At 40.8% G+C, this 24,267-nt stretch carries 26 protein-coding genes and 3 riboswitches; of the genes, 7 read left to right on the top strand and 19 right to left on the bottom strand.

Annotated features, from left to right (window positions below):
• Positions 1-48 precede the first annotated feature (48 nt).
• On the top strand, positions 49-243 hold the full coding sequence (locus MHI23_RS06485) for an alpha/beta-type small acid-soluble spore protein (protein ID WP_024424662.1): 195 nt from the start codon (positions 49-51) through the stop codon (positions 241-243).
• Positions 244-281: 38 nt separating this feature from the next.
• Here MHI23_RS06485 and MHI23_RS06480 read toward each other — a convergent pair whose 3' ends face one another.
• From MHI23_RS06480 to MHI23_RS06465, 4 genes are all read right to left on the bottom strand, one after another.
• Positions 282-1,460 carry an anti-sigma factor domain-containing protein gene (locus MHI23_RS06480; protein WP_149125709.1) on the bottom strand — a complete coding sequence of 393 codons (1,179 nt, stop codon included), beginning with the start codon at positions 1,458-1,460 and terminating at the stop codon, positions 282-284.
• A complete protein-coding gene (sigI, locus tag MHI23_RS06475; RefSeq protein WP_003210952.1) occupies positions 1,457-2,212 on the bottom strand; it encodes an RNA polymerase sigma factor SigI in 756 nt (251 codons plus the stop codon). The genes MHI23_RS06480 and sigI overlap by 4 nt, the downstream gene beginning before the upstream one ends.
• A gap of 215 nt (positions 2,213-2,427) precedes the next feature.
• Positions 2,428-3,219 (bottom strand): TerC family protein, encoded by a 792-nt coding sequence (locus tag MHI23_RS06470; RefSeq protein ID WP_342492388.1) that lies wholly within the window; start codon positions 3,217-3,219, stop codon positions 2,428-2,430.
• Between the two features lie 31 nt (positions 3,220-3,250).
• Positions 3,251-3,421, bottom strand: a riboswitch (yybP-ykoY riboswitch).
• A 77-nt stretch (positions 3,422-3,498) separates the two neighbouring features.
• Positions 3,499-4,113: a DedA family protein gene (locus MHI23_RS06465; RefSeq protein WP_025092317.1), complete on the bottom strand. Its 615-nt coding sequence runs from the start codon at positions 4,111-4,113 to the stop codon at positions 3,499-3,501.
• A gap of 246 nt (positions 4,114-4,359) precedes the next feature.
• Between MHI23_RS06465 and MHI23_RS06460 the strand changes: the two genes are divergently transcribed.
• Positions 4,360-6,780 carry an EAL domain-containing protein gene (locus MHI23_RS06460; protein WP_125586319.1) on the top strand — a complete coding sequence of 807 codons (2,421 nt, stop codon included), beginning with the start codon at positions 4,360-4,362 and terminating at the stop codon, positions 6,778-6,780.
• A gap of 234 nt (positions 6,781-7,014) precedes the next feature.
• Here MHI23_RS06460 and MHI23_RS06455 read toward each other — a convergent pair whose 3' ends face one another.
• The 3 genes from MHI23_RS06455 to MHI23_RS06445 form a co-directional block, all read right to left on the bottom strand.
• Positions 7,015-7,479: a MarR family transcriptional regulator gene (locus MHI23_RS06455; protein WP_087975546.1), complete on the bottom strand. Its 465-nt coding sequence runs from the start codon at positions 7,477-7,479 to the stop codon at positions 7,015-7,017.
• A 356-nt stretch (positions 7,480-7,835) separates the two neighbouring features.
• Positions 7,836-8,000, bottom strand: a complete 165-nt coding sequence (locus MHI23_RS06450) for a hypothetical protein (protein WP_024426818.1) — start codon at positions 7,998-8,000, stop codon at positions 7,836-7,838.
• A 37-nt stretch (positions 8,001-8,037) separates the two neighbouring features.
• Positions 8,038-8,193, bottom strand: coding sequence for a hypothetical protein (locus tag MHI23_RS06445; RefSeq protein ID WP_087977671.1), 156 nt, complete (start codon positions 8,191-8,193; stop codon positions 8,038-8,040).
• Positions 8,194-8,385: 192 nt separating this feature from the next.
• Between MHI23_RS06445 and MHI23_RS06440 the strand changes: the two genes are divergently transcribed.
• Positions 8,386-8,715: a MerR family transcriptional regulator gene (locus MHI23_RS06440; protein WP_024424656.1), complete on the top strand. Its 330-nt coding sequence runs from the start codon at positions 8,386-8,388 to the stop codon at positions 8,713-8,715.
• A 34-nt stretch (positions 8,716-8,749) separates the two neighbouring features.
• Here MHI23_RS06440 and MHI23_RS06435 read toward each other — a convergent pair whose 3' ends face one another.
• The 7 genes from MHI23_RS06435 to MHI23_RS06405 all read right to left on the bottom strand — a co-directional run bounded on the left by MHI23_RS06435 (position 8,750) and on the right by MHI23_RS06405 (position 15,134).
• Entirely contained in the window at positions 8,750-9,148 is a 399-nt protein-coding gene (locus tag MHI23_RS06435) for a hypothetical protein (RefSeq protein ID WP_024426817.1), read from the bottom strand.
• 290 nt (positions 9,149-9,438) lie between these two features.
• Entirely contained in the window at positions 9,439-10,797 is a 1,359-nt protein-coding gene (gene mgtE, locus MHI23_RS06430) for a magnesium transporter (protein WP_024424654.1), read from the bottom strand.
• 208 nt (positions 10,798-11,005) lie between these two features.
• Positions 11,006-11,170: riboswitch (M-box (ykoK) riboswitch) on the bottom strand.
• Positions 11,171-11,303: 133 nt separating this feature from the next.
• Entirely contained in the window at positions 11,304-11,444 is a 141-nt protein-coding gene (locus MHI23_RS06425; protein ID WP_003212346.1) for a hypothetical protein, read from the bottom strand.
• 282 nt (positions 11,445-11,726) lie between these two features.
• Positions 11,727-12,245 carry a PepSY domain-containing protein gene (locus MHI23_RS06420; RefSeq protein WP_024424652.1) on the bottom strand — a complete coding sequence of 173 codons (519 nt, stop codon included), beginning with the start codon at positions 12,243-12,245 and terminating at the stop codon, positions 11,727-11,729.
• Between the two features lie 93 nt (positions 12,246-12,338).
• Positions 12,339-13,028 (bottom strand): PepSY domain-containing protein, encoded by a 690-nt coding sequence (locus MHI23_RS06415; RefSeq protein WP_342492387.1) that lies wholly within the window; start codon positions 13,026-13,028, stop codon positions 12,339-12,341.
• A 66-nt stretch (positions 13,029-13,094) separates the two neighbouring features.
• Positions 13,095-14,444, bottom strand: a complete 1,350-nt coding sequence (locus tag MHI23_RS06410) for an ATP-binding protein (protein ID WP_056766267.1) — start codon at positions 14,442-14,444, stop codon at positions 13,095-13,097.
• A gap of 3 nt (positions 14,445-14,447) precedes the next feature.
• A complete protein-coding gene (locus MHI23_RS06405) occupies positions 14,448-15,134 on the bottom strand; it encodes a response regulator transcription factor (RefSeq protein ID WP_024424649.1) in 687 nt (228 codons plus the stop codon).
• Between the two features lie 442 nt (positions 15,135-15,576).
• On the opposite strand from MHI23_RS06405, the gene MHI23_RS06400 reads away from it, so the two are divergent.
• The 3 genes from MHI23_RS06400 (at position 15,577) to MHI23_RS06390 (ending at position 19,889) form a co-directional block, all read left to right on the top strand.
• Entirely contained in the window at positions 15,577-16,536 is a 960-nt protein-coding gene (locus MHI23_RS06400) for a S8 family peptidase (protein ID WP_024424648.1), read from the top strand.
• A 113-nt stretch (positions 16,537-16,649) separates the two neighbouring features.
• A riboswitch (cobalamin riboswitch) is annotated at positions 16,650-16,841 on the top strand.
• Between the two features lie 149 nt (positions 16,842-16,990).
• Complete coding sequence (gene metE, locus MHI23_RS06395) at positions 16,991-19,279, top strand: 5-methyltetrahydropteroyltriglutamate--homocysteine S-methyltransferase (RefSeq protein WP_103132213.1); 2,289 nt, start codon at positions 16,991-16,993, stop codon at positions 19,277-19,279.
• A 139-nt stretch (positions 19,280-19,418) separates the two neighbouring features.
• On the top strand, positions 19,419-19,889 hold the full coding sequence (locus MHI23_RS06390; RefSeq protein WP_075622897.1) for a nucleoside deaminase: 471 nt from the start codon (positions 19,419-19,421) through the stop codon (positions 19,887-19,889).
• Positions 19,890-19,973: 84 nt separating this feature from the next.
• Here MHI23_RS06390 and MHI23_RS06385 read toward each other — a convergent pair whose 3' ends face one another.
• Positions 19,974-20,390, bottom strand: a complete 417-nt coding sequence (locus MHI23_RS06385) for an organic hydroperoxide resistance protein (protein ID WP_034281509.1) — start codon at positions 20,388-20,390, stop codon at positions 19,974-19,976.
• A gap of 161 nt (positions 20,391-20,551) precedes the next feature.
• Between MHI23_RS06385 and MHI23_RS06380 the strand changes: the two genes are divergently transcribed.
• On the top strand, positions 20,552-20,998 hold the full coding sequence (locus MHI23_RS06380; protein ID WP_024424644.1) for a MarR family transcriptional regulator: 447 nt from the start codon (positions 20,552-20,554) through the stop codon (positions 20,996-20,998).
• Positions 20,999-21,030: 32 nt separating this feature from the next.
• Here MHI23_RS06380 and MHI23_RS06375 read toward each other — a convergent pair whose 3' ends face one another.
• The 4 genes from MHI23_RS06375 to MHI23_RS06360 all read right to left on the bottom strand — a co-directional run bounded on the left by MHI23_RS06375 (position 21,031) and on the right by MHI23_RS06360 (position 24,262).
• Positions 21,031-21,459 (bottom strand): organic hydroperoxide resistance protein, encoded by a 429-nt coding sequence (locus tag MHI23_RS06375; protein WP_024424643.1) that lies wholly within the window; start codon positions 21,457-21,459, stop codon positions 21,031-21,033.
• A 170-nt stretch (positions 21,460-21,629) separates the two neighbouring features.
• Entirely contained in the window at positions 21,630-21,764 is a 135-nt protein-coding gene (locus MHI23_RS06370) for a hypothetical protein (protein WP_024424642.1), read from the bottom strand.
• Complete coding sequence (locus tag MHI23_RS06365) at positions 21,754-22,890, bottom strand: Rap family tetratricopeptide repeat protein (RefSeq protein WP_056766262.1); 1,137 nt, start codon at positions 22,888-22,890, stop codon at positions 21,754-21,756. The genes MHI23_RS06370 and MHI23_RS06365 overlap by 11 nt, the downstream gene beginning before the upstream one ends.
• A gap of 124 nt (positions 22,891-23,014) precedes the next feature.
• A complete protein-coding gene (locus MHI23_RS06360; RefSeq protein WP_342492386.1) occupies positions 23,015-24,262 on the bottom strand; it encodes a glutamate-5-semialdehyde dehydrogenase in 1,248 nt (415 codons plus the stop codon).
• Between the last annotated feature and the right edge of the window lie 5 nt (positions 24,263-24,267).

Below are 24,267 nucleotides of genomic sequence, written 5' to 3'. Positions count from 1 at the left end.
TCAAAATAAGAAGGCGCAACAAACATGAGGTGAAAGGAGGAATATGACATGGCAAATCGAAATCAACTTCTTGTTCCTGGAGTAGAACAAGCTTTAGATCAATTTAAATACGAGATCGCTCAAGAATTTGGCGTCACTCTCGGTTCAGATACAGTCTCACGTGCAAACGGTTCTGTTGGCGGTGAAATCACAAAAAGACTCGTTCAACAGGCTCAATCACAAATGGGCAATCAATCTAAATAAAGACATGGTGAAATACGCCGGAGCTAATCTGGCGTTTTTTATTGTTCATATGTGTGCTCATGCCGGTTATCGCGATAAGGAAACGGTGCACCTTTCCCTTTTTGCTTCACATGTTCTCTTTTTTGTTCAGCGGATGGATTGTTCTGATCCCTGCCGTTTTTTTTTGCATGTTTTTCCGCATCACCACGTGATGTGCCGTTCCAGTGTCTTCTTTCATCAGGATTAGTTGATTGATTTTTTTTTTGCTCTTTATCGAAAGAATGATCCTTTTCTTCCTTTATCTTGTTGTCTTTGCTTGCATCATCAGGTTTTTGAGGCTTTTGAACAGATCCTTGCTCTTCCCTCTCTGCCTCCTTCTGCTCTTTGTCCTCAGCTTCAGGAGCCTCTTGATCTGGCTGCATCTCTTCGCTATCGTCTGTCTTTACGTCTTCTTGTTTGTCTTTTTCTGCTTGTTCTTCATCATGTTTCTTAGGATCTTCTTCCTTCACAGCATCGTTATCTGCTCCGTCTTCATCCTTTTTGATGTCTTCATGTTCTTGATCTTGCATTTCTTGATTTCTAATATATGTTCCTGTTGAAATACCTGCCTTTTGAGCCTTTTCTCTTGTTTCCATGTCACTTTCCACAGTTTCCAGCTTATAATTGCGTTTTTGATATTCACCAGAAATGGTGTTAATTTTGCTTTTTACGTTTGTTTTATATGTATTGTCCTGCTTGTTTTCATAAACGGTTGAAATATAAATACTTTTAGAATGGTTCACATATCCTTTTTTGTCACAGTCATCTATAATTTCCTGGACGACTTTGGTCATGTCGTTTTTTTCTAAATCCTTCATACTCGCCAGTACTTGCTTTGCATCTTTATTCAGCGGTGTGACACCGATCACTTGATAATTGTGATCAAGCTTCAGCTCAAAGCTTGGGTTAATATCAATTGTCATATACGCATATGCTTTTTGACTTGAGAAAGATGGCATCATAGTAAAAATTACGACAATAATCGCTGCTATTGATAGGATTCCTGCATTTAACGGACGTAAACGAAGCAGGTCAAAAAAACCGGCTCTTTTTCTTTCGAGACGTGATTCATTCGGAAATGTCACTTCTTGGCCGATTTCATAGTTTTGCTCTTCATATTTAGTCCGCAGAAATTGTCCATCAGGGGTCAGCAGCGTGACATATTTTTTGTTTTTCTCTACTATAATGCCTCTTCTCATGAATTAAGCACCCCTTTAAGGTAATCTTTCAAATACACATAATCACCTGTCATAATGATCGCCATCGCAATGATATATTTTCTATTTCTCTCAATCGTTTTGCGGCTGACTTCCACTAACTTTTCCAGCTGTTTGACAGGCAATTGTTTCTTCTGAAATAAAATGGTTCTCAGCTCATCGTGTTCAACGAGTGTATGGGCTACTTTAATGGCATTTTGCCTGGCATCTGCATGCTTTGGTGAATGCTCAAGCAGCTCTTGAAACGTGAGACCGTATACTTTCAATCGTTCTTTAAAATGTTCAATCTCTTCTCTTCTATGTTCTTGTTCAATTAAACGCCTATATTCATTTGCGGAGAGCTCGGCTTCAATCATGCTTTGAGAGTATTCGCCGTTCTCACTTTCTTGCAGGTCCATTTGAACCGTTGGCGCATTTCTTGCTTCTTTTCGAATATAGTCAATCACTTTTCTTTTAATAATTAATTCTGCGAAAGCAAGCAGTGAGTTTCCTTTTTCGGCAGAGTATTTTTCTATCGCTTCATTAAAGGCTATTAAGCCTATGCTGAATTCATCATCTTTTTCATCTATATATCGTTTACAAACGGATGAAACCGTCTTAGCGACAAATGGTTTGTATTGCTCTATTAATGCATTTTGCAGTTCGATATCACCTTGTTGAATACTGATAGCCGACTGCTCTAATGTTTGCTTTTTCTTTCCTTTTTTAAACAAAAGGCTAAGCAATGGTTTCACCTCAGTTCTCCCTATATTACTCATTTATGATAGCTAATTTATGAGGGAAGCGCAAAGGAAGAAATGAGGAATTCATTTCCTGTTACTCAATTATGACATGTATGTCACCATCTACTTTACAATGTTTCGTCTAAAAGCAAAGAAATAAGGGGGTATCTCCCCCTTATTTGTAATATACGTGTTATGAAAATGAAATGATATTTCTTTCAAAAAACCTACTCTCCCAGGCGTGCCTCTTGCTTCTCCTCGTTTTCCTGCCCGCCTTTTCTTGATGGACTTGATAAAAACCAGCCAAATGCTGCAATTGCGAGAAGCACTGTCCAGAAAATGACTTTCCATAATGCTGAATGGATAAAATGAGACGATACGACCTCAATAGCTGGATGTGACAGTGTATAAAGCGTGAGCTTCACACCCACCCATCCGACAATGACAAATGCTGCTGTTTCTAGGCTCGGTCTTGTTTTGAGCAGTTTCACAAAGACAGTTGCTGCAAATCGCATAATCACAAGACCAATGATACCGCCTAAAAGAATGACAATAAATTGACCGCCATCGAGTCCACCGATTTGCGGAAGACTTGTTTTTGGCAGTGTCACAGCTAAAGCGACGGCCGCTAAAATGGAATCTACGGCAAAAGCAATGTCAGCCAGCTCTACTTTCACGACTGTTGCCCAGAAGCCGCTTTGTTTCACATTTGTTTCAGTTTCCTTTTTCTTAAATACGTGCGATTTTAAAATATGGTGAATGGAAATATAAAGAAGATAAATTGCACCAATGGCTTGAACTTGCCACACATCCACTAAAAACGAAATAAGAAACAGAGAACCAAACCGCATGACAAACGCACCTGCAAGTCCGTAAAACAATGCCTTTTTTCTTTGTTTTTCAGGAAGGTGTTTGACCATCACGGCCATGACCAGCGCGTTATCAGCTGCTAAAATCCCTTCTAATCCAATCAGTACGAGCAGAACCCACCCGTACTCTAAAATAATAGCTGCATCCATCATCATTCCTCCTTGTTTTTATCTATTGTCCCACAACAGACAAAGGCTTATGAATGCAAAAAAGACCTTTGCCTGTAATGGCAAAGGTCTTGCTAGACATGTGATATGTAGATTCATGCCAACAAAGCCGATGAACATCAGTCCATGTAATGACGACTTTGTTTCCGGTAAAAACCGGACGCTACTCCCCTTTGGCGGGATTTAGAATATTTAGATTACTTATATCATAATCAATAGACACTGGATTGTCAACAGCTGACTTTCTGTTCGATCCATTGATTAGGCAGTTGGCGTTTCTGTTTTTCTTTTTCTTCGTTTTATCAATAGGTAGACAACAAACAATAACACAACACCGATCCCAATTGGTAAAAGATAAGGATCTATCATGGCGCCAACCTCTTTCCAATTCTCCCCAAGCATAAACCCAAGATACACATACACAAACGTAATTGGTGTAATTGCCAAAAAGGTATACAGGCAAAAGACCCACACATTCATCTTGGCAATACCGCACGGGATGGAGATCAGCGTTCTGACTCCTGGTATGAACCGGCCGCTGAATGCGACGAATCCGCCATGCTTTTCAAAGAAAGCATCCGATTTATCAAGCGACTCAGGTTTTATAAAAAAGTACTTTCCATATTTATTTAAAAAGGGTCTGCCGCCGTAACGTCCTAACCAGTACAAGGTCAAAGGACCAGCCACACCGCCAATAGAGCCGGCCGCCACAACACCGATAAAGGCCATGTCCCCTTCTGAGACCCAGTAACCCGCAAGAGGCAAAACCACTTCAGCAGGTACAAATTCAATGCATAATGCGAGGAAGATGCCAAAGTATGACAAGTTCTTAAAGGCATCAGCTAAAGAAATAATAAAATCTTCGATGTTTATCAATCCCTTTCACACATAATCATTTGACTGATTCTATCTCTTTTAGAATCACACCATATATTAAACGAATAAAACCGAAGAAACGATTCGCTTTTCGTCGTTTTTTTACATTAAATTTGATTTTACTATAAAAGAAGGGTGAAAAAAACGTTGATTGTTGTATTTAAGTGAAGGAAAGGTGAACACAGAAGCCATTCGATCCGATATATTAAGTATATGTTTGTTTTAAAGTACAGGAGGTTTTCTTACATGACCCATTTAACAGGAAGCTACAATGGATGGCTTGTCTTTCTGTCAATCGCTGTCGCCGCTGTCGCCTCCTACTCAGCTCTTCATATAGCCAGCAGGGTAGCACAGTCAAGCGGTGCAAAGAAAAAGGTATGGCTGCTCATTGGTGCAATGATCATGGGAATGGGGATATGGTCGATGCATTTTATTGGCATGATGGCATTTCAAATGCGTGTTGGCATCACATATGATACATCCTTACTGATTTTATCGATTTTGGCCTCATTTATCGGATCCTTGATCGCTTTTTCAATATGCATTCAAAAGCAGCTCTCTAGAAGACGGCTGCTCATTAGTTCAATCACCATGGGTTCAGCTATTTGCAGCATGCATTATCTTGGAATGGAATCAATGGCCAATGTCTCAATCAGCTATGATCCAGTCCTCTTTTTTCTTTCGTTTTTCATTGCTGCCATTACCTCCTACTTCTCATTGAAACTCTTCTTTCGTGTTGACCGCACGAAAAGTAAACGGGAGAATTATCTTTTAAAGGGTCTTGGTTCAATGTTGATGGGCGGTGCTATAGCAGGTATGCATTATACTGGTATGGCTGCCTCTACCATGTTTTATCATTCAAATGGACAGGCTGCTATAGGTGGATCTCTTGAAATGTCGCCATTCAGTCTGTCGATTTTTGTCGGCTTAATGACACTTATAGTCCAAACACTGATGATTTTTGGTGCCTATATTGATCACCGGATCATGACGCAGTCAGATCAGCTGAAAGAAAATGAACAACGGTTTCAATCGCTTATCAAACATAATATAGACGGCATTATCGTGCTATCTGTCGATCGAAAGGTTCTTTCTGCAAATGACTCTGGTAAACAAATCTTAGAGTTGTACAATTCTAAGATTGGTGATGATGTCAGCCAATATGTGATGCCGACTGAGTTGTGGGAAGAATTTATTTCTCAGTCAAAAAAAGCTATCACACGTGAAGCAGAACTGAAAACAGCAGATCGTTTTTATTATTATCATGTCACTTACATACCTGTTCATGTGAACAATTCACTCGACAGCATTTATCTTGTTTTAAAAGATTTAACGCAGCAGCGGATTGCAGAAAAAGAAATTCATGTGATGGCACATTATGATGCACTAACAGAGCTTCCTAACCGCCGCCACGGCATCAATCATTTAAATGATGTTCTCTCCGCTCAAGAAAAGTCAAAAACGTCAACAGCGGTTCTGTTTCTGGACTTAAATCGTTTTAAAATTATTAATGATGCACTCGGGCATAACATAGGAGATTTACTGCTGAAAGCTGCCGCAAACAGACTGACGCAATGTTTACCGGACAATGGCTTTATCGCAAGACTTGGCGGTGATGAATTTTTAATGATCTTTCCCCACATGGATCATGATACACATAAAATCGAACAATTTTCTAAGAATATCATCCATCAATTTGAACGTCCTTTTTTCATCCAGAACCATCAGCTTATTACGTCAATCAGCATTGGGATCGCTATCTCTCCGCAAAATGGCAAAGACGGGATGGAGCTGATGAGAAAAGCCGATATGGCCATGTATTTATCCAAAAAACATAAGCAGAGCCGTTATGAGTTCTTTACCGAATCCATGGAAAGATTAAGTGAGGACAGGTTAAACCGGGAGCTGGAGCTGAGGGATGCCATTCAAAGAGAGCAATTTGTCCTTCACTACCAGCCTCAAGTCAGTGCCAAAACTAGAAAGATGACTGGGGTTGAAGCCCTTTTGAGAATGAAGGCACCAGATGGGTCCTTAAAATCACCTGAGGCTTTTATTGAGCTGGCAGAGGAATCAGGTCTGATCATTGATATTGGCAGATGGGTCATTGATACGGCTGGCAAACAGGCAAAAAAGTGGTATGACGATGGGCTGAAAATTCCTGTGGCTGTCAATTTATCTGCGAAACAATTCAATTCTGAAGACTTAATTGATTTGATCAAGCTCACACTGAAAAAATACGACCTGAAACCGTCACTCTTGGAGCTTGAAGTCACAGAAAGTATGACAATGGACAATATCAAGCAATCAAAACAGGTGTTAACATCGCTAAAACAGCTTGGCGTCCGCATTAGTATTGATGATTTCGGTACAGGCCACAGCTCATTAAGCTATTTAAAGGATTTACCGATTCATCGACTGAAAATTGATAAATCCTTTATTGAGGATATTTTAAGTGATTCAAAGTCTGAACAGATTACAGGGGCTATTATAGCGATGGGACACCAGTTATCTCTCGAAGTGATAGCAGAAGGTGTTGAAACGTTTGCACAGGCTCAGCTATTATCTGCCCAGGGCTGTGACGACCTGCAGGGGTTTTATTATGCCAAACCGCTGCCAGCAAGCGATATTGAAAAATTCATCGCCTATCCGGCGCTGCTTGACACATAAAAAAGGTGCCAATGATGGCATCTTCCAGCGTGCAGACAAACCCTCGCATTCGGTGTCAGTCCTGCGTGCCGGTGCTCACGAATGCTCAATTCGCTCCGCTCCGGTACTCGTCCCTCCTAGACTTCAAAGGTTTTCTGTCACGCTGAGCTGAGAAGAAGACAAAGGGCTAAAATAAAGATCACTTTAGCCCTTTGTCAACAATTTAAAAGGTGCCAATGATGGCACCTTTTCGTTTTATCTAAATAATAAATGCTGACTGTGAATACCTGCTTTTTTCAATAGACTAATCAATTGTTCTTGCTCTTCACGCGTCAGACCAGAGAATGCACGCGCAATCCGAAGTGAGTGGATCGGATAAATCTTGTCAAGATAGCTTCGCCCTTTTTCCGTTAAATGGGCATAAACCGACCGTTTATCCTTGGGGTCCTGTTCTCTTTCAATGAAACCATTTCGTTCTAATTTGTCAATTACGTACGTCACATTCCCGCTGACAAGCAGGAGTCTTGAGCCGATTTGCTGAAGCTTTTGAGCACCTCTTGTGTACAGTAATTCAAGAACGGCAAATTCAGTTGGATTAAACCCATGCTCTTTGCTGTCTCTAATACTGTGTTCTGAAACGCTTTTAAATGCTCTTGCAAAAACCTTGTAAAGCGTCATTGAGCGTTCTACTTCTTCTTCATTAAACGATAGTCTCATCACATATCTACCTCTTATAATATTTTTTTAACTTCAAGGCTGTCTTGCGGTGCAGTTGGAGCCTTTCGTAAAAAATAGAAGTACGTTTTTGAAAACCCTTTCAACCACATAAGTGACTCCATTCGTGTTATGTATAAGGTTTCGATATAAACTTTTAAAATCCTTCTTATTTTTCACAATCATCTCGAAAAAAAGCTTTTTCAGCAAACCATCAAGATGCGACACACTTTAACAAAATCTGTAAAGAATCTATGGTTTCTTGCACTTCATTCGCCAAATTTCTACAAAATTCAATATTGCTATAATATTAAACAAAAAAAAGAACCCTTTATGTGACATACGCACATTTCAAGGGATTTTTACAGACAGCGTTCTGTTTTGTTGAAAAAGAAATGATACTCTTTTTTTAGGTCACTAATTGTCATGTTCTTGGCCGCATCAGGGCTGTAAACCCCTAATGAACATAGCTGCTTCGTATAATAATGTCTTTCCTTTGCTAAAGCTTCTTTTAATATACGCCGCACCGATTATCCCTCCTATCAAGTGATTTGGATCGGGTGCTTATGAAGACTTCTTATACAAATCATTTTGCATGGCTCTTAGAAGCGCATGTGCATTCTGACCTGCAGCCTGCATGAATTGCTCAAGCAATTCATCCCTCTTCACATCTAATGCGATGATTTCTTTTGCCATACGAATGATCTGTGCTTCCTCCATCATATGCTCCTCCTCCTATGTCAATTCACCATGATTATATGCCGCCGTAAGATGTATTGCACACTCCCTGTAATCTTTCCTCCCATGGTTTTTTCATTTTTTTCGTTTTTGTGTTATATTTTCTAACAAACGATAGGTTTTTTCACTTCTCGTTCTATATAATATGAAGAAAAGACTTGCAGGGGTGAGTATATGACGCAGGAAGATGTATCTTATAAAGATAAAAAAGTCATTTCAATCGGGATTGTCAGTGAGCTAACAGGGCTTTCCGTCAGGCAAATCCGATATTATGAGGAACGTAAACTCATTTACCCCCAGCGCTCAACAAGAGGCACACGGAAATATTCTTTTGCAGATGTTGAACGTTTGATGGACATCGCCAATAAACGGGAAGACGGTGTGCAGACAGCTGAAATTTTAAAAGACATGAAGAAAAAAGAACAAGCGCTAAAAAGCGGACAATTTAAGAAAAAAATGCTGGAAGGTCAGATTAACGCACACTTTCGGTATAAAAATCGTTAAACAAAAAAAGAATCGCTCTTTTGAACGATTCTTTTTATTTAGAGGAAGCTTCAGTACCTTCTACAACCCCTACAAAGTCAATCAGCACGCCACCTCTTTCAGGATCTTCTTTCACCCGCAGGGCAAGTGCCTTTTTCTTCCCGGTTTTTGCATCTTCGTAATTCGCATGGAACACATGAATGCTGGCTTCTTCCAATTGAAAATCCTCATAAGAAAGCGTGTCTATGCCCCATTCTTTTTTCAGTTTCAGAATGTCATCCGGGCTCGGGACCGCACCTTCGACGTAGATGTCTTCCATTTTTCTTTTATTTCCTTCGGTGATGGCTTCAAGCATATGCTCTGCAGCCACTAGCCTTCGGTCTTTCCCCTCGTCCTCCCTTTGACATGCACTCAGCAAAAACATACACATCAAAACGAATAAGAATTTCTTCATGTTTCTCTCCCACCTTCTCCTTAAAATGTAAAGGATGGAAGCGCTATATGCAATCTTTATACAAAAAAAGACTGTAAAACGTCATGTTTTACAGTCTTAGATTGTGGACAAGGGATGGTCCTTTGTCTACCTTTCAGCGCGATCTGAAAACCTTTGAAGTCAAGGAAGAACGAGTACCGGAGCGGAGCGAATTGAACATTCGTGAGCACCGGCACGCAAGGACTGACACCGAATGCAAGGGTTTGTCAGCGCGCTGAGACTGCAAAACGTCATGTTTTACAGTCTTCTTGCTACATAAGTGTATGAAGGAACGCTGTCGCAATACCAAAATAGATAAGCAGTGATAAAATATCATTCAATGTTGTAATCAGCGGCCCAGATGCAATCGCAGGATCGACGTTTAATCTGTGTAAAATAATAGGCACGATCGTACCAGCCATCGTTCCAATAATCAGTGTGGCAAGCAGTGAGGAACCGACAACAAATCCTAAAATCATATTGCCCTGCCACACCATTGCGACGACTGTAATAATGATGGAACAGACAATCCCAATGTAAATACTTGTTCGGAGCTCTCTAAAAATCAGGCGCATAATGGTTTTTTTCGTTAATTCTTCTTTTGAAAGTCCTCTAATGACGACGGCAAGCGACTGTGTGCCTGTATTCCCTGTCATTCCTGCAATCATTGGCATGAAGAAGGCTAAGGCGACGACTTGCTGAAGGGTATCTTCAAAGTAATTTAAAATACTGCCTGAAATCAGCCCAATGAATAAGAGCAAAATGAGCCACGGGAGACGGCGGTATGCCGCAACAAAAGCGGGCGTGTCGAATGTAATATCTTTACCAGAGGCAGCGAACTTCTCATAGTCTTCTCCTGCCTCTTGAATGACGACATCAATGATATCATCGACTGTGACGATTCCGACAAGGACATTGTTCTCTTCTACAACAGGAATGGCAAGAAAATCATACCGTTCAATCAGCTTTGCGATTTCTTCCTGATCTTGAAAAGCTCCAACGGCAATGACTCTTGTAAACATAAGATCCTGCACTTTTTCATCTGGTTCACCTAAAATGAGATCCCGGTACGACAGAACCCCTACAAGCTGCTTTTGATCATTAATGACATATAAATAGTTGATCGATTCTGCAATTTCAGCAAAGCTTTTCAGCTTTACAACTGCGTCCTGAACCGTATAGTGCTGAGGAATCCAAACGTACCGGTTGGTCATGATCCGGCCTGCTGTCTCAGCAGGATAATTCATAAGAAGCTGGACGGCCTTTGATTCCTCCGCCTCCATGTTTGATAAAAGTTGGTCTTTCAGCTCATCATCCATTTCATCAAACAAGTTGGCTAGGTCATCGTTATCCATTTTGTTTGTGACGAAGGTGGCTTTGTCTTTTCCTACTTTTTCAAGCACAATTTCTTGGTATTCGCGCTCAAGCTCACCCATCATTTCCGTCACATCATCGATTGTTAAAAAGCTGAGGAAACGGCCGCGGTGTTTTTCTGGAAGTTCTTTAAATAAATAGGCCATATCATATGGCTGAAGTTCTTCCATAATGTTTTTAAATTCTTTGCGTTTGCCATCTCTTAATAAAATAATGATTCTTAAAATGAGTTCATCGTACGTAATGTTCTGTATCATCGCTGTTACCTCCCCAAAGTCAGGAGATACCCGAATCCCTTAGAATGTGCGGGGGTCAGGATCTCCTCTGTCTGATGCGTCAATCTGATCTTTTGACATACTCTTTATGTGTCTCGAATCGGGATGATCCATCCCCACACCTCCTTTTCTCATAAAAAAGCACCTTCAACCGAATGAAGGCGCTTTGTAAGCATGACAAAATAAACACTTGCTCCTTCAATCGTAGAGCTTTAGCACTGTATGGCATAGGATCAAATCCAGCTGCATTAAAAATCACCTTATGTCGATGATTTCTGTTGACCCATTGGCGTCTTTGGACATTTTTGGGCAGCAGCGTATCTCCATACAGGAGCCTCACCTAACGAAGTCTCATATTGTTAACACACTGAGATTACAGAAAAAGCGGAATGATGTCAATAAGCAAGATGCCAAGTATCCTTATGTATTCGCTTACTTTTCAAAAAAAGAGCGATAAACAGCTCAGCCATCGCCCTTTTCATGTCTTTTTATTCCTCTTCCGGCTGATTCATATCCTCTTGGGAGAGGAGATGAAAGGAATCATGCAAAAACAAAGCATATCCTTCTCCATCAGGATGCGGAACGTATTCCGCGTGATCCATTGTTTGCTCTTCTTCTTTTTTCTTCATATTCTCTCGCCTCCTTTCCCGTAGTTTGTCCCAATGAAAAAACCTTACACATGAAAGTGTAAGGTTTGCAGATTGTTGACAAAGGGCTAAAATGATCTTTATTTTAGCCCTTTGTCTTCTATTCAGCGTGATAGAAAACCTTTGCAGCCCTAGGAAGGGCGAGCACCGGAGCGGAGCGAATGAAACATTCGTGAGCACCGGAGCGCAGACCTGACACCGAATGCGAGGGTTTGTCTACACGATGAAAACCTTACACATGAAAGTGTAAGGTTTGGTCATAGCTTAATCATCCCATTCTTGCTTCAGGATTTTGCCTGTTTTAGCGGAAATCTCAAAATCAACTTCCTCGCCGCTTGGTGTTGTGATTTCAATTTCGTAAATGTAAACACCATTTTCTTTATCTAGATCAGAATCTGTGACTGTGCCTTTTACTTTTGCAAGAGCAATTTTTTCAGCCTGTTTTTTCGTGATCTTCACGTTCTGTTTCTTTTCTTTGACTGGATCATTCAGCGCTTTTCCAGTTTTTGCATCGACATATACTTTATATTCAAAGCCGCCTTTTTTGATCTCGACCTCATACACCCATTTTCCTTTTTTACGCTCAAGATCCACATCATCCACATAGCCTTTCACCACTTTTAAGGCTGCTTTTTCAGCTTGTTTCTTTGAAACAAATGACGATTTCTTTTGCACGACTTGCTCGGCGTTTGCTGTTTGATTTGTATTTTGCGCTTGAAGTGTGAAACCACCTGCGACAAGAGTTCCCGTTAATGCTGTAGCTACTAGTACTTTTTTCATCATGTTCAATTCCTCCTCTGTTTGATTTCTTCTATATCTTAAGAAAACAAGATGATAAAGGAAGGAAAGAAACATGAGAATATCATGAGAAAAGGATTAGTTTTCGTACGTAATGCCCTCAATGTCTCCTGTATAGGCGTTCACAAGCACCTCTGCCTCTCTGCCGTCAGGCAAATCCAGCTCTACCTCAAATACGAGCATACCGCTGAATGTTTCAAGATCAGCATCATCCACTGTTCCGCCAACTTCTTTGACGGCAATTTGGATGGCTTCCTCGACGGTGATTTTCGTGAGCTTCTTTTCTTTAGAGGTTGGTTTTTTCTTTTCTGCTTCAAGCACCTTAAATGACTGTTTGCCGACCTCGACTTGATACAATTCTTTTTTTGATTGGATGGTAAAAATGAAACGATCTGACGTCTCCTTTTTTTGAATGACGGTTCCGCTCACCTTTTTAACAGCCGCCTCTTCCGCCTGGAGCTCAGCATTTTTTTCATTTGGCTTCTGATAGCTTTTTAACTGTCTAATTTCTTTCATTTGACCGCTTGCAGAAGATGCAATGATTTGATAGATGCCATTTGCATTTTCCAACGTCATTGTGTAGTCCTGTTTATGATTGATTAAATCAATATGTGTAATGTTTCCATTATAGTCTTTTGAGATCATTTTTTTCATTTCTGCTTCAGTTAATATTTTTTGATCAATGGTTTGGATCATGAGCATTGCAAAGGCCGCAAGAATCACAAGACATCCTGCGAGCGCAAGCACCATTTTCGTTTTTCTAGACATGCAGCGCCTCCTTCCTATTTCCTATTTTATAAGGAGGAAATGAGAAATTGATGAGAAAAGACCCATTTATTTCTGAAAAAGAATGGTCATGGCTGTTCCTTCGCCGATACGGCTGTCTACCTTCAGCTCGGCTTCATGTTCTTCTGCAATTTGCTTCGCAATTGAAAGACCGAGTCCGGTTCCGCCCGTCTCACTGTTTCTCGCTTCATCCACACGGAAAAAGCGGTCAAAGATTTTCGGCAGATCCTCTTCTTTTATGCCAATTCCTTGATCAATCACTGAAATAAATGGCTTGTCTCCTGCCCATCCGCAGGTCACATCAACTGGCTCTCTGCTATATTTGACCGCATTATCAATTAAGATAGTCAAAAGCTGTTTGATTTTCTCTTCGTCTCCTTCTGCGATCAGCGGCTGATCTGTCTGCACATGAGATTGAATCGTTCGATTGGTAGCCACTTCAAGTGTATGACATAGCTGCTTGCACAAATGACCAAGATCAACCGGCTTCATATCCAAGTATAACGGCTGGCCGTTTTTCGCCAATGTCAGTAATTGATCTGTCAGTCTTTTCATTTTTTTCGCTTCATCATGAATCGCTTGGGAGGATTCTTCTACAACCTCTGGACGTGTTTGCCCCCAGCGTTTGAGTAAATTGCTGTAGCTCATAATGACGGTAATCGGTGTCTTCAATTCATGGGAGGCATCATGCAAAAATTGCTGTTCTTTTTCATAATGCTTCTCGAGAATCTCGGACATTTCATTAAAGGTTTGTCCCATTTGATATAGTTCATCCTTTGAATCGCCTGTTAATTCAATTCGTTTAAACGCCTTCTCTTTCATACTTGCCTTCATGGTACTCGTCATTCTGCTAATCGGCCTGACAATTTGCTTTGTTAAAACGTGGCCTGCAAAATAGGAAAGCACAATAAACAAAACGCCGGTAGCGATTAAAATCATTTTTAATAACGCTAAGTTCTCTTCCGTATTTTCGATTTCTTCATATACTTGAAGCGACATAATCTCACCATTTGTCCAAATGACCGGAATAGCAGCGAACGCAATCATATGCTTATTGTATTCTTTGATTTCTGCTGTCTGGCCAGATTCGTATGTAAAAGGCAGTGAGCTAAACGTTGATTCCTTTGTGACAGTCAGTTTTGACTCTCCCGTTTCTGTCACGACACGGATCATACCATTTTGAGGCAGGTACGCCTTCAGCAGCTCCGAGGACGGAAGACCCTCTTCCTCTGATTTTTTTAAAGCAATCGCAATATTTTCAGCCACCTCAGACAAGCGGGACATATCTTTTTGCGTCAAGGTCATCGAAAAAATAAAATAAATGGCTGTATGAAACAAGAGCACCATTAAAAACAAAGACAACGACGTATAAAGCTGAATCTTATTTTTTAATCTCATTCTTTATCCTTTCATCACATAACCCACACCTCTCACTGTGTGAATCAGCTGTTTTTCGAATGGGTAATCGATTTTTTTCCTTAAATAACGGATATAGACATCTACCACGTTTGTATCACCGAAATAATCAAAACCCCAAACCGCTGTTAAAAGCTGATCTCTTGTGAGCACTTGCTGCTGATGGTTCAGTAAGTGAACAAGCAGGTCATATTCTCTCGGTGTGAGTTCAAGCATTTGCCCAGCCCTTTGTATTTCTCTTGTTTTCTCGTTGACCGTTAAGTCTGCTATGCTCAGCTCTGTCTCCTTTTCTTCTTGTGCATGTATATTCAACCTTAGCTGTGCACGAATTCGTGCTAATAATTCTTCTATATCAAAAGGTTTTGTTATATAATCATTCGCCCCAAGATCGAGCCCGCTAACTTTATCAGGAACACTTCCCCTTGCTGTAATCAAAATAATAGGTGTCGCTGTATTTGTCTTTCGAACCCTTCTCAGCACTTCAAGCCCGCTTAACTCTGGAAGCATGACATCAAGCAGAACCAAATCGAAGCTATCTTCTTCAAGAGCCTGAAGCCCGTCTATTCCTGTCTCTTTGACTGTCACCTCATATCCTTCATATTCAAGCTCAAGTGACAGCACCCTTGCGATTTTCTTTTCATCTTCGACTACGAGTATCTTCCCTTTGTTCATCTCTATCTCTCCTATCTAAAAGGCAAGCTTGTCTTTCCATTATTATATGTTGCCTTTCTTATTTGGAACAGTCACAATCTTCACATCTATTTTTTTATGAGGGAATTATTTTTGAGAAAAAACATTTAACTTGAGCCTTCTTCTCAAGTTGTTACTTCATCTCATTATTTTTTAGTCTGCCTCTTTTAGTTCTATTCACCCATTTTCATCTGTACAGGTGCAACCTCACTATGCAGCATTTCCTTCTTTTTCATATGATATCAAGAGTTTTCTTCAAAAGGCGAGCTCTTTCGTCAATATGTGAGGAGAACTGCACTTTTGATAATAGATTGATTATTTGAAAAATTATTACAATTGACCCTTTCCGATCAAAAGTTTCTTTTATACAATAACATTATGCAGCCTGAATCTACTTTGAAAACAAAATAAGGAGGGCTTTCTTATGAAAGGTGAAATTCGCTTAATTCCGTATGAAGTAAAAGCCAATGTGATGGAAGCGAAAGAGACGCCGGAAAGTATTCAGGAGATTAAAGCACCCGAACTTTGGTCAAGTGGCTTCAAAGGAAAAGGCATAACCATTGCTGTCCTTGATACAGGCTGTGACACAGAGCATCCCGACTTAAAAGATCAGATTATCGGTGGGAAGAACTTTACCGATGATGACGATGGAGATGCTGAAAATGTAAAAGACTATAATGGGCATGGTACCCATGTAGCAGGAACGATTGCCGCAACAGATCAAAATGGCGGAATTTTAGGGGTTGCCCCTGAAGCCAAGCTTCTCATCGTGAAAGTTCTTGGCGGTGAAAATGGCAGCGGAAAATATGAATGGATCATTGATGGCATCAACTATGCCGCAGAGCAGAAGGTGGATATTATCTCCATGTCTCTCGGTGGTCCAAGCAATGAGCCTGCCCTGCAGGAAGCCATTCAAAATGCGGTAAAAAGCGGTGTGCTTGTTGTGTGCGCAGCAGGAAATGAAGGGGACGGGGACGAGCGTACGGAAGAGTTCTCCTACCCAGCTGCATACAATGAAGTCATTGCCGTCGGTTCTGTTTCCCTTGCTAGAGAATCCTCTGAATTTTCTAACGCCAATAAAGAAATCGACCTCGTCGCTCCAGGAGAAGACATTTTATCCACTCTCCCTAACCATAAATATGGCAGGCTCACAGGGACTTCAATGGCTGCCCCTCACGTAAGCGGTGCACTAGCCATTATTAAAAATGCCGAAGAAGAAGCGTTCCAGCGCAAGCTGACAGAGCCTGAGGTTTATGCTCAGCTTGTCAGAAGAACCCTTCCATTAAAACAGTCGAAAGCCCTTGTAGGGAATGGATTTTTATATTTAACTGCGCCTGATGTCCTTTTAGAAAAAACATTGGAAGCAGATCTTTTATCTCTATAGCTTAAATAGAGGTCCTGAGAAAAGATAGAATTTTCTCAGGATTTTTTTAATTAAAATTATTCAAAATTTACTTTGACGAAATGAAGTGAACGTTATATAATCGAACACAATAAATTCATAGTTTGAGAGTCGGTAATTCGATTACACGTCGAATTTTAATTGGGAAGACCGGTGAAAATCCGGCGCGGTCCCGCCACTGTGAGTGAGGAGAGCTTTTCTCAGGAATCCACTGTCATTAGGATGGGAAGGATGAAAAGCTTGCAGATTCACCAGCCAGGATACCAGCCGCTCTATCACATCAAACCCCCTACGGTTGATAGGAGATGTCGGAAAAGCGTCAGTGATACTCACGCCTTATTTCGCACACACATTTTGTCTTTTAAACCAGACATTTACCTCATCAATCATGATCATGAGCGTAAATGTCTTTTTATATTTAGAGGAGGAATTGGAATTGACAATTGTTAAAACAAGTAATCTAGGCTTTCCGCGAATTGGTTTAAACAGAGAATGGAAAAAAGCACTTGAGTCTTACTGGAAAGGTCAAACAGACCGCGAAACCCTCTTAAGCACACTGGATGAACAATTTTTAACTGCCATTAAAACACAAATCGATCAACAAATTGATGTTGTTCCTTCTGGAGACTTTACCTTCTATGATCACGTGCTGGATACCGCTGTTATGTTCAATTGGATTCCAGAGCGCTTCCGCAGCTTAAAAGACCCACTAGATACATACTTCGCGATGGCAAGAGGAACAAAAGATGCCGTCTCAAGTGAAATGACAAAATGGTTTAATACAAACTATCACTACATCGTTCCAGAATACGAAAAAAGCACAGAATTTAAACTCACACACAACAAACCGCTTGAAGCTTACGAAAAGGTGAAAAAGGCGTTTGGTGTTGAAACAAAACCGGTTGTACTTGGTCTATATACATTTGTCTCACTTTCTAAAGGTTATGAAGCAAATGAAGTGAAAGAAATCCAGCAGCGTCTAGTGCCGCTTTATACTCAGCTTTTAAAAGAACTTAAAGAAGCAGGCGTCAAATGGGTTCAAATTGATGAACCTGCACTTGTCACAGCTTCAAGTGAAGACGTAAAAGCCGTAAAAGAAATCTATCAAACGATCAAAGAAGCCGTACCTGGGTTGAACATTCTTCTTCAAACATACTTTGATTCAGTAGATGCGTATGAAGAGCTTGTCACATATCCTGTTGAAGCAATCGGTCTTGATTTTGTCCATGATCAAGGGCGCAACCTTGATCAAGTGAAAAAGCACGGCTTCCCGAAAGATAAAATTTTAGCAGCAGGCGTCATTGATGGAAGAAATATTTGGAGATCAGATCTTGGCGAAAGATTATCCTTTATTTCTGAAGTCATTGCTGACGTTCAGCCGAAAGAAGTATGGCTGCAGCCATCAAGCAGCTTGCTGCATGTGCCAGTTGCCAAACACCCAAGCGAACAGCTTGAAGAAAAACTATTAAACGGACTGTCTTATGCCACTGAAAAGCTGGCTGAATTGACACTGCTAAAAGAAGGTTTAACAAAAGGAGCAGCTGCCATTGATGCTGATATTAACGAAGCAGCACAAGCACTTCTTACCTTAAAAGAGTTCGCAAAAGGAACAAATGCGGATCTAACAGCGGAACGCAACAATCTTTCATCGAAAGATTTTAAACGACCAGCTGCCTTTGAAGAACGCCTTCGTATCCAAAACGAATCTCTTGAGCTCCCGCTTCTTCCAACAACAACAATTGGCAGTTTCCCGCAGTCTGCCGAAGTGCGCAGTGCTCGTCAAAAGTGGCGCAAAAATGAGTGGACAGATGCAGAGTATGATGAGTTTATTAAGAAAGAAACAAAACGATGGATTGATATTCAAGAAGAAATTGGTCTGGATGTGCTCGTACATGGGGAATTTGAACGTACAGACATGGTTGAATACTTCGGCGAGAAGCTAGCCGGATTTGCCTTTACGAAATTTGCTTGGGTACAATCCTATGGCTCACGCTGCGTGAAGCCGCCAATCATTTATGGAGATGTAGAGTTTACAGAGCCAATGACAGTGAAAGAGACAGTTTATGCACAAAGTTTGACAAAGAAAAAAGTCAAGGGCATGCTGACAGGACCTGTTACCATCTTAAACTGGTCTTTCCCAAGAACGGATATCTCTCGCAAAGACATTGCTTTCCAAATCGCTTTCGCATTGCGTAAAGAGGTAGAAGCTTTAGAAGCAGCTGGTATTCAAGTGATCCAAGTGGATGAGCCTGCGCTAAGAGAAGGACTTCCGCTCAAAGAAAGTGATTGGGCAGAATATTTAAACTGGGCAGCAGAATCATTCCGTTTATCCACATCATCCGTTCAAAATGAAACACAAATTCATACACATATGTGCTACAGTAACTTCGAGGATATTGTCGATACAATCGAAGACTTGGATGCTGACGTGATTACAATTGAACATTCACGCAGTCATGGCGGATTCCTCGATTACTTAGAAAAACACCCGTATTTGAAAGGACTTGGACTAGGCGTTTATGACATCCATAGCCCGCGCGTTCCATCTGTTGAAGAAATGAGCGAAATTATTGATGATGCGCTGAACGTTTGTCCGACAGATCGCTTCTGGGTGAATCCCGATTGTGGTCTAAAAACTAGACAAGAGCCTGAAACCATTGCTGCTTTGAAAAACATGGTCACAGCTGCTGAAGTCGCTCGTAAAAAGCTGGCGCAGCACGCATAATTGAATGTCTCTCCCCTGCTGAACTCAGCAGGGGTTTTTTATGCGCAAATTGGCCTGTTCGATCTCCTACTATGATGATTTCTTTTCTAGCATGATTCGTTTATACTAGAGAAGTCAGTCGAACAAAGGGAGGAAGACAATGAATCACGAAGATTTTTTACAACGCGCAATTGATCTTGCAGTAGAAGGAGTCAATAGTGGTACTGGCGGCCCTTTTGGAGCAGTCATTGTCAAGGATGGTCAGATTATTGCAGAGGGCAGCAACAACGTGACAACGAGTAACGATCCAACCGCACATGCAGAAGTCACAGCCATTCGCAAAGCGTGCCAAACTCTACATACATACCAATTAGAAGATTGCATTCTATACACAAGCTGCGAGCCTTGTCCGATGTGCCTTGGCGCTATTTACTGGGCTAGACCAAAAGCTGTGTATTTTGCTGCTGGACATCAGGATGCAGCGGATGCTGGTTTTGATGACTCATTTATTTATGAAGAAATCAACAAAGAATACGAATCAAGAAATATACCATTTTATAAGCTGACACCTCAAAAAACCCTTGCGCCATTTGAAGCATGGGAAACATACGATAAAAAGAAAGAATATTAAAAAAAGACACCTGCTCGTAAGCAGGTGTTGCAATTGTTGACAAGGGCTAAAATGGAGTATATTTTAGCCCTTTGTCTTTCACTATTACTCCGCCACTTCAAGCTCTACTTCAATGTTCCCTCTTGTTGCTTTTGAATATGGACAGAATTCATGTGCAGCATGGACAAGCTCTTTCACTTTGTCATGATCATGACCTTTCGCAGATACAATCAGCTTTACGCCAAGCTTAAAGCCGCCGTCACTTTCATCTTTTAAAAGACTGACATGTCCTTCTACTTCCGATTCTATTTCTATCCCTTGCTTCTTCGCTACCTGCTCAAGTGCTCCTCCGAAACAAGCTGCATAGCCTGCTGCAAATAATTGCTCTGGGTTTGTACCAGTCTCTCCATCTTTCTTAGCGTTAGGCATGACAATGTTATGATCGAGCACACCATCCTCTGAACGAACATGTCCAGCTCTTCCATGCTGCGCCTTTACTTTTGCTGTGAATAATGGTTTCATCTTCATCTCCTCCTTCATCTATTCATCCTTTTCACGTTCTATTCATTTCTCAAACATTTATGGCACATTGAAGAATTTTTCATTTTTCGTCTGTATTTATTTTAAAAAGGAAGAAAATCTTATACAATGATAAGTATGACAAAAAATAGTTGGTGACTGACATGACAAATGAATTTGAACATATGAAGCTGGAAAATCAGCTTTGCTTCTTGTTATATGCAAGTTCACGAGAGATGACGAAGCAGTATAAACCGTTGTTAGAAGAATTAAACATTACGTATCCGCAATATTTGGCACTGCTTTTATTGTGGGAGCATGGAACATTAAATGTGAAAACGATGGGAGAGCTTCTCTATTTAGACTCCGGTACACTCACGCCCATGCTGAAACGAATGGAGCAAAATGGACTCATTATCCGAGAACGTTCGAAAGAGGATGAGCGGTCTGTACAAATTCGTTTAACGGAATATGGAGAGCAGCTAAAAGAAAAGGCCACTGCGATTCCGTCTCACATGCTGACTGGGACAGGCAGATCGGAAGAAGAGCTAAAAACACTGCGTGCCTCTTTACATGAGCTTTTGCAAAATTTAACACAATCAAAAGGCTGAGGGAATGTTCCCTCAGCCTTTTATAATGTCTATTATTGTGCGACAGCTACTAGTTCTACTTCGATGTTTCCTTGAGTTGCTTTTGAATATGGGCAAACGCCGTGTGCTTTATGAACAAGTTCTTCTAATGCTGACTGCTCAATTCCAGTTCCTTTTACCTCTAATTGAACGCCTAGTTTGAAGCCGCCATCTGAACTGTCTTTTAATAAGCTGACATGTGCTGTAACTTCACTTTCAAAGCGAATACGCTCTTGTCTTGCTACCATTTGAAGGGCTGAATCAAAACATGCAGAGTAGCCTGCTGCGAATAATTGCTCTGGATTTGTTGCTTTTTCAAGTTTTTTTGCTCTTGGTGTTCCAGGCATTGCTACATCATGTTCAAGTACACCATCTGTTGAAACAACCTTACCTTCTCTTCCTCCGACAGCTGATACCGTTGCTGTAAATAAAACGTCTGACATGAATATAACCCTCTTTCTCTCCAATAATGTTTTCTACAATTGAATTGTACACAATTTAAATTACAGAGTCAATCAATAAATACTCTTTTTTAAGATTTCCTGCCTGAACCCTTTTTATGAGTATGTCCGGAAATTGTTAGGCAGTAAAAAAAGCCCTTTAAAAAGGGCTTTTAGATCGTGTCATGCTGCGGATTCGGTTGTTCTAGCGTATGGTTTCTGTTATCTGGGTCGGCATTTGCTGCTGCCAGCCACAATGCCATAATGGTGATGCTTGTACAGACGACTGCCCATTTTTTAAAATTCATATAAACAATCCCCTCTCTGAATATAGATTCGAGCATGTTCCGCTTCCCCATAGAACATGGAAGATTTTTCATAATCCCCCATTTCATTATAATACTTTGCGGTATCTAATGCCAGCTCCTCTATATCTGGATATGCATAGGCAGACTCTAAAAAATGGAAAATCCGTTTAATATGCTCAGCATCTTGTCTTAAATACAATGCTTCTAGAAATATGGTTTTCTGAATATGAATGTCATCTTGAAGAGCTTCTGCTCTCTTCATACATTCTTCTCTGTAGTGTAATGCTTCTTCGTGTTTTCCTTGTTTGTATAATATCTGAGCGGCTGTATAAAGAGGGTCTATAGATCGACGAAGATGATCGGATTGATTTTGATCAAATAACGAGATGGATTCTTTCATTAATTCGAGTGCGCGGCCCAAGTCTCCCATTCGGTAATAACTGTTGCCCATATTAAACAAAGAGGAGGCAATAAAACGCACATTTTGAAACTCTCTTGATCTCGCAAGTGCTCTTTCGAGATGTGGTAATGCTTTTTCATGCCTTCTCATATCATCGTAGTTACCGGCCACAATAAATTCACACTGAATCGTGCGAAGCGCATACAGTTCATGCTGAACATAAACATCCAGCGCTAGTTTAGCATGGTGCATCGAGATATGAGTTTGTTTCATGTGATAATATATTTCTGACATTTTAAAATGAAATTCCGCACGTTCAATATCATCTGATACAAAAGAAAGCTTATGCTCTGCCTTTTGATAAGACGATATGGCAGCAATATACTCCCTCCGCCCGAATTCATACATGCCTCTAAAAAAATGATAGTAGTATTCAAGCATGCCTGTGACATGCGTTTGATGCTCATCTATTTCTTTCGAAAGCTCGGAAAAGTTGGCGCGAAGCTTTCCTTCCTTTAATGGCTTTAAATAATCGAGCATGACCTCATGCCTAAATTCCATTAAAGAAAAATAGAGAAGCAAATTCTGATCTTCTTCCATTGAATCAAGAGAGGTGCGAATTTCCTGCTTTAACAGTTCTGCTTGTTCGGAATCAAATCTGCGGATTAATTCATACCACTTGTTGATTTTCACTCCAATATCCGAAGAGGGAATGATTTTCGCCATACGTTGCCTTCTCCAATCTTCTCAAAATATAAAACATTACCATATTTTATCATACTTGACCGGAGAAATACAAAAATGAAAGGAAAAAGAGAGCCTGTTGTCACAAGACTCTCTTTTAAATTCGTTATTCTCTTATTTGTCCTTGACCACGAATGACAAATTTTTCAGACGTTAAGGCTGGCAGACCCATTGGCCCTCTTGCATGAAGTTTTTGCGTACTAATTCCTATTTCCGCTCCATAGCCAAATTCAAATCCATCTGTGAAACGAGTAGAGGCATTATGATAAACAGCGGCAGCATCGACTGCTGTTAAGAAAAGGGCTGCATGCTCATCGTTTTCCGTAATGATCGCCTCAGAGTGCTTAGAGCTATATGTTTGAATATGCTGAATCGCTTGTTCTATGTTTTCTACAATTTTAATACTGACGATCGGTGCTAAAAACTCCGTTGCATAGTCCTCAGTTGTCGCTAATGCAGCACTAGGAGCAAGCGCGCAAACGGCTTCATCACCGCGTATTTCTACCCCATTGGATTGAAGGGCTTCAAATAAAGAAGCACCGTAGTTGTTTGCCCATTTTTTATGAATGACAATGCTCTCGATCGCATTACAAACAGAAGGTCTTTGAGTTTTGGCATTCAGCACAATCCGCTCAGCCATTTCGTTTTTCGCTGTTTCATCAATGTAGATATGACAATTTCCTGCACCTGTCTCAAGCACCGGCACAGTTGACTCTCTCACGACAAGATCAATTAAATTCTTCCCGCCGCGCGGAATGAGGACATCCAGGTATTCATTTAAGGTGAACAGCGTTTTCGCCGTTTCACGGCCAGTATCTTCAATTAATTGCACACTGTCTACTGGAATATCCGTCGTATGAAGCGCTTCATGAATCACCTTTACAATCGCTTTATTACTATGAATAGCAGAGGAGCTTCCGCGCAGAATCACAGCATTCCCAGTTTTCAAGCAAAGGGTCGCAGCATCGACTGTCACGTTTGGTCTTGCTTCATAAATCATTCCAACCGTTCCAAGCGGTACACGAACCTTTTCGATGAACAGACCGTTTTCTTTTTGAATGGTTTCTAACGTTTCACCAATTGGGTCTTTTAGCTGAATGAGTTGAAGGGTCGCATCTGCTATGGCTTCAATTCTCTCTTCCGTGAGTGTGATCCGGTCAATGACAGATGGCGTGAACTGCTTTTCCTCAGCAGCCTGAACATCCTTTTGGTTCTCTTCTATTAAATAAGCTGAAGATGCTTTTAGTGCACTGGCAATGGCGTGCAGGGCAGCATTTTTTTGTTCCGTCGTTTTTAGAAGCAGCTGATCTTTGGCTGCACTTGCTTTTTTTGCTTTTTCAAGAACTTCATTCATCGTAT

The organism is Bacillus sp. FSL M7-0003 (assembly GCF_038628485.1).
Taxonomy (GTDB): Bacteria; Bacillota; Bacilli; order Bacillales; family Bacillaceae; genus Bacillus; species Bacillus safensis.
The sequence above is the reverse complement of the archived record's forward strand: the minus strand, read 5'-3'. Positions and strand labels throughout refer to the sequence as shown.

What these genes read in the sequence shown, in the direction of transcription:
- MHI23_RS06415 (WP_342492387.1), bottom strand. Translation starts at nt 13,028, where the DNA reads ATGTCTAGAAAAACGAAAATGGTGCTTGCGCTCGCAGGATGTCTTGTG.
- MHI23_RS06385 (WP_034281509.1), bottom strand. Translation starts at nt 20,390, where the DNA reads ATGAAACCATTATTCACAGCAAAAGTAAAGGCGCAGCATGGAAGAGCT.
- MHI23_RS06370 (WP_024424642.1), bottom strand. Translation starts at nt 21,764, where the DNA reads ATGAATTTTAAAAAATGGGCAGTCGTCTGTACAAGCATCACCATTATG.
- MHI23_RS06410 (WP_056766267.1), bottom strand. Translation starts at nt 14,444, where the DNA reads ATGAGATTAAAAAATAAGATTCAGCTTTATACGTCGTTGTCTTTGTTT.
- MHI23_RS06375 (WP_024424643.1), bottom strand. Translation starts at nt 21,459, where the DNA reads ATGTCAGACGTTTTATTTACAGCAACGGTATCAGCTGTCGGAGGAAGA.
- MHI23_RS06470 (WP_342492388.1), bottom strand. Translation starts at nt 3,219, where the DNA reads ATGGATGCAGCTATTATTTTAGAGTACGGGTGGGTTCTGCTCGTACTG.
- MHI23_RS06405 (WP_024424649.1), bottom strand. Translation starts at nt 15,134, where the DNA reads ATGAACAAAGGGAAGATACTCGTAGTCGAAGATGAAAAGAAAATCGCA.
- MHI23_RS06360 (WP_342492386.1), bottom strand. Translation starts at nt 24,262, where the DNA reads ATGAATGAAGTTCTTGAAAAAGCAAAAAAAGCAAGTGCAGCCAAAGAT.
- MHI23_RS06445 (WP_087977671.1), bottom strand. Translation starts at nt 8,193, where the DNA reads ATGGAGGAAGCACAGATCATTCGTATGGCAAAAGAAATCATCGCATTA.
- mgtE (WP_024424654.1), bottom strand. Translation starts at nt 10,797, where the DNA reads ATGATACAGAACATTACGTACGATGAACTCATTTTAAGAATCATTATT.
- MHI23_RS06365 (WP_056766262.1), bottom strand. Translation starts at nt 22,890, where the DNA reads ATGGCGAAAATCATTCCCTCTTCGGATATTGGAGTGAAAATCAACAAG.
- MHI23_RS06440 (WP_024424656.1), top strand. Translation starts at nt 8,386, where the DNA reads ATGACGCAGGAAGATGTATCTTATAAAGATAAAAAAGTCATTTCAATC.
- MHI23_RS06380 (WP_024424644.1), top strand. Translation starts at nt 20,552, where the DNA reads ATGACAAATGAATTTGAACATATGAAGCTGGAAAATCAGCTTTGCTTC.
- MHI23_RS06400 (WP_024424648.1), top strand. Translation starts at nt 15,577, where the DNA reads ATGAAAGGTGAAATTCGCTTAATTCCGTATGAAGTAAAAGCCAATGTG.
- MHI23_RS06390 (WP_075622897.1), top strand. Translation starts at nt 19,419, where the DNA reads ATGAATCACGAAGATTTTTTACAACGCGCAATTGATCTTGCAGTAGAA.
- MHI23_RS06420 (WP_024424652.1), bottom strand. Translation starts at nt 12,245, where the DNA reads ATGATGAAAAAAGTACTAGTAGCTACAGCATTAACGGGAACTCTTGTC.
- MHI23_RS06435 (WP_024426817.1), bottom strand. Translation starts at nt 9,148, where the DNA reads ATGAAGAAATTCTTATTCGTTTTGATGTGTATGTTTTTGCTGAGTGCA.
- MHI23_RS06485 (WP_024424662.1), top strand. Translation starts at nt 49, where the DNA reads ATGGCAAATCGAAATCAACTTCTTGTTCCTGGAGTAGAACAAGCTTTA.
- MHI23_RS06460 (WP_125586319.1), top strand. Translation starts at nt 4,360, where the DNA reads ATGACCCATTTAACAGGAAGCTACAATGGATGGCTTGTCTTTCTGTCA.
- MHI23_RS06480 (WP_149125709.1), bottom strand. Translation starts at nt 1,460, where the DNA reads ATGAGAAGAGGCATTATAGTAGAGAAAAACAAAAAATATGTCACGCTG.
- MHI23_RS06425 (WP_003212346.1), bottom strand. Translation starts at nt 11,444, where the DNA reads ATGAAGAAAAAAGAAGAAGAGCAAACAATGGATCACGCGGAATACGTT.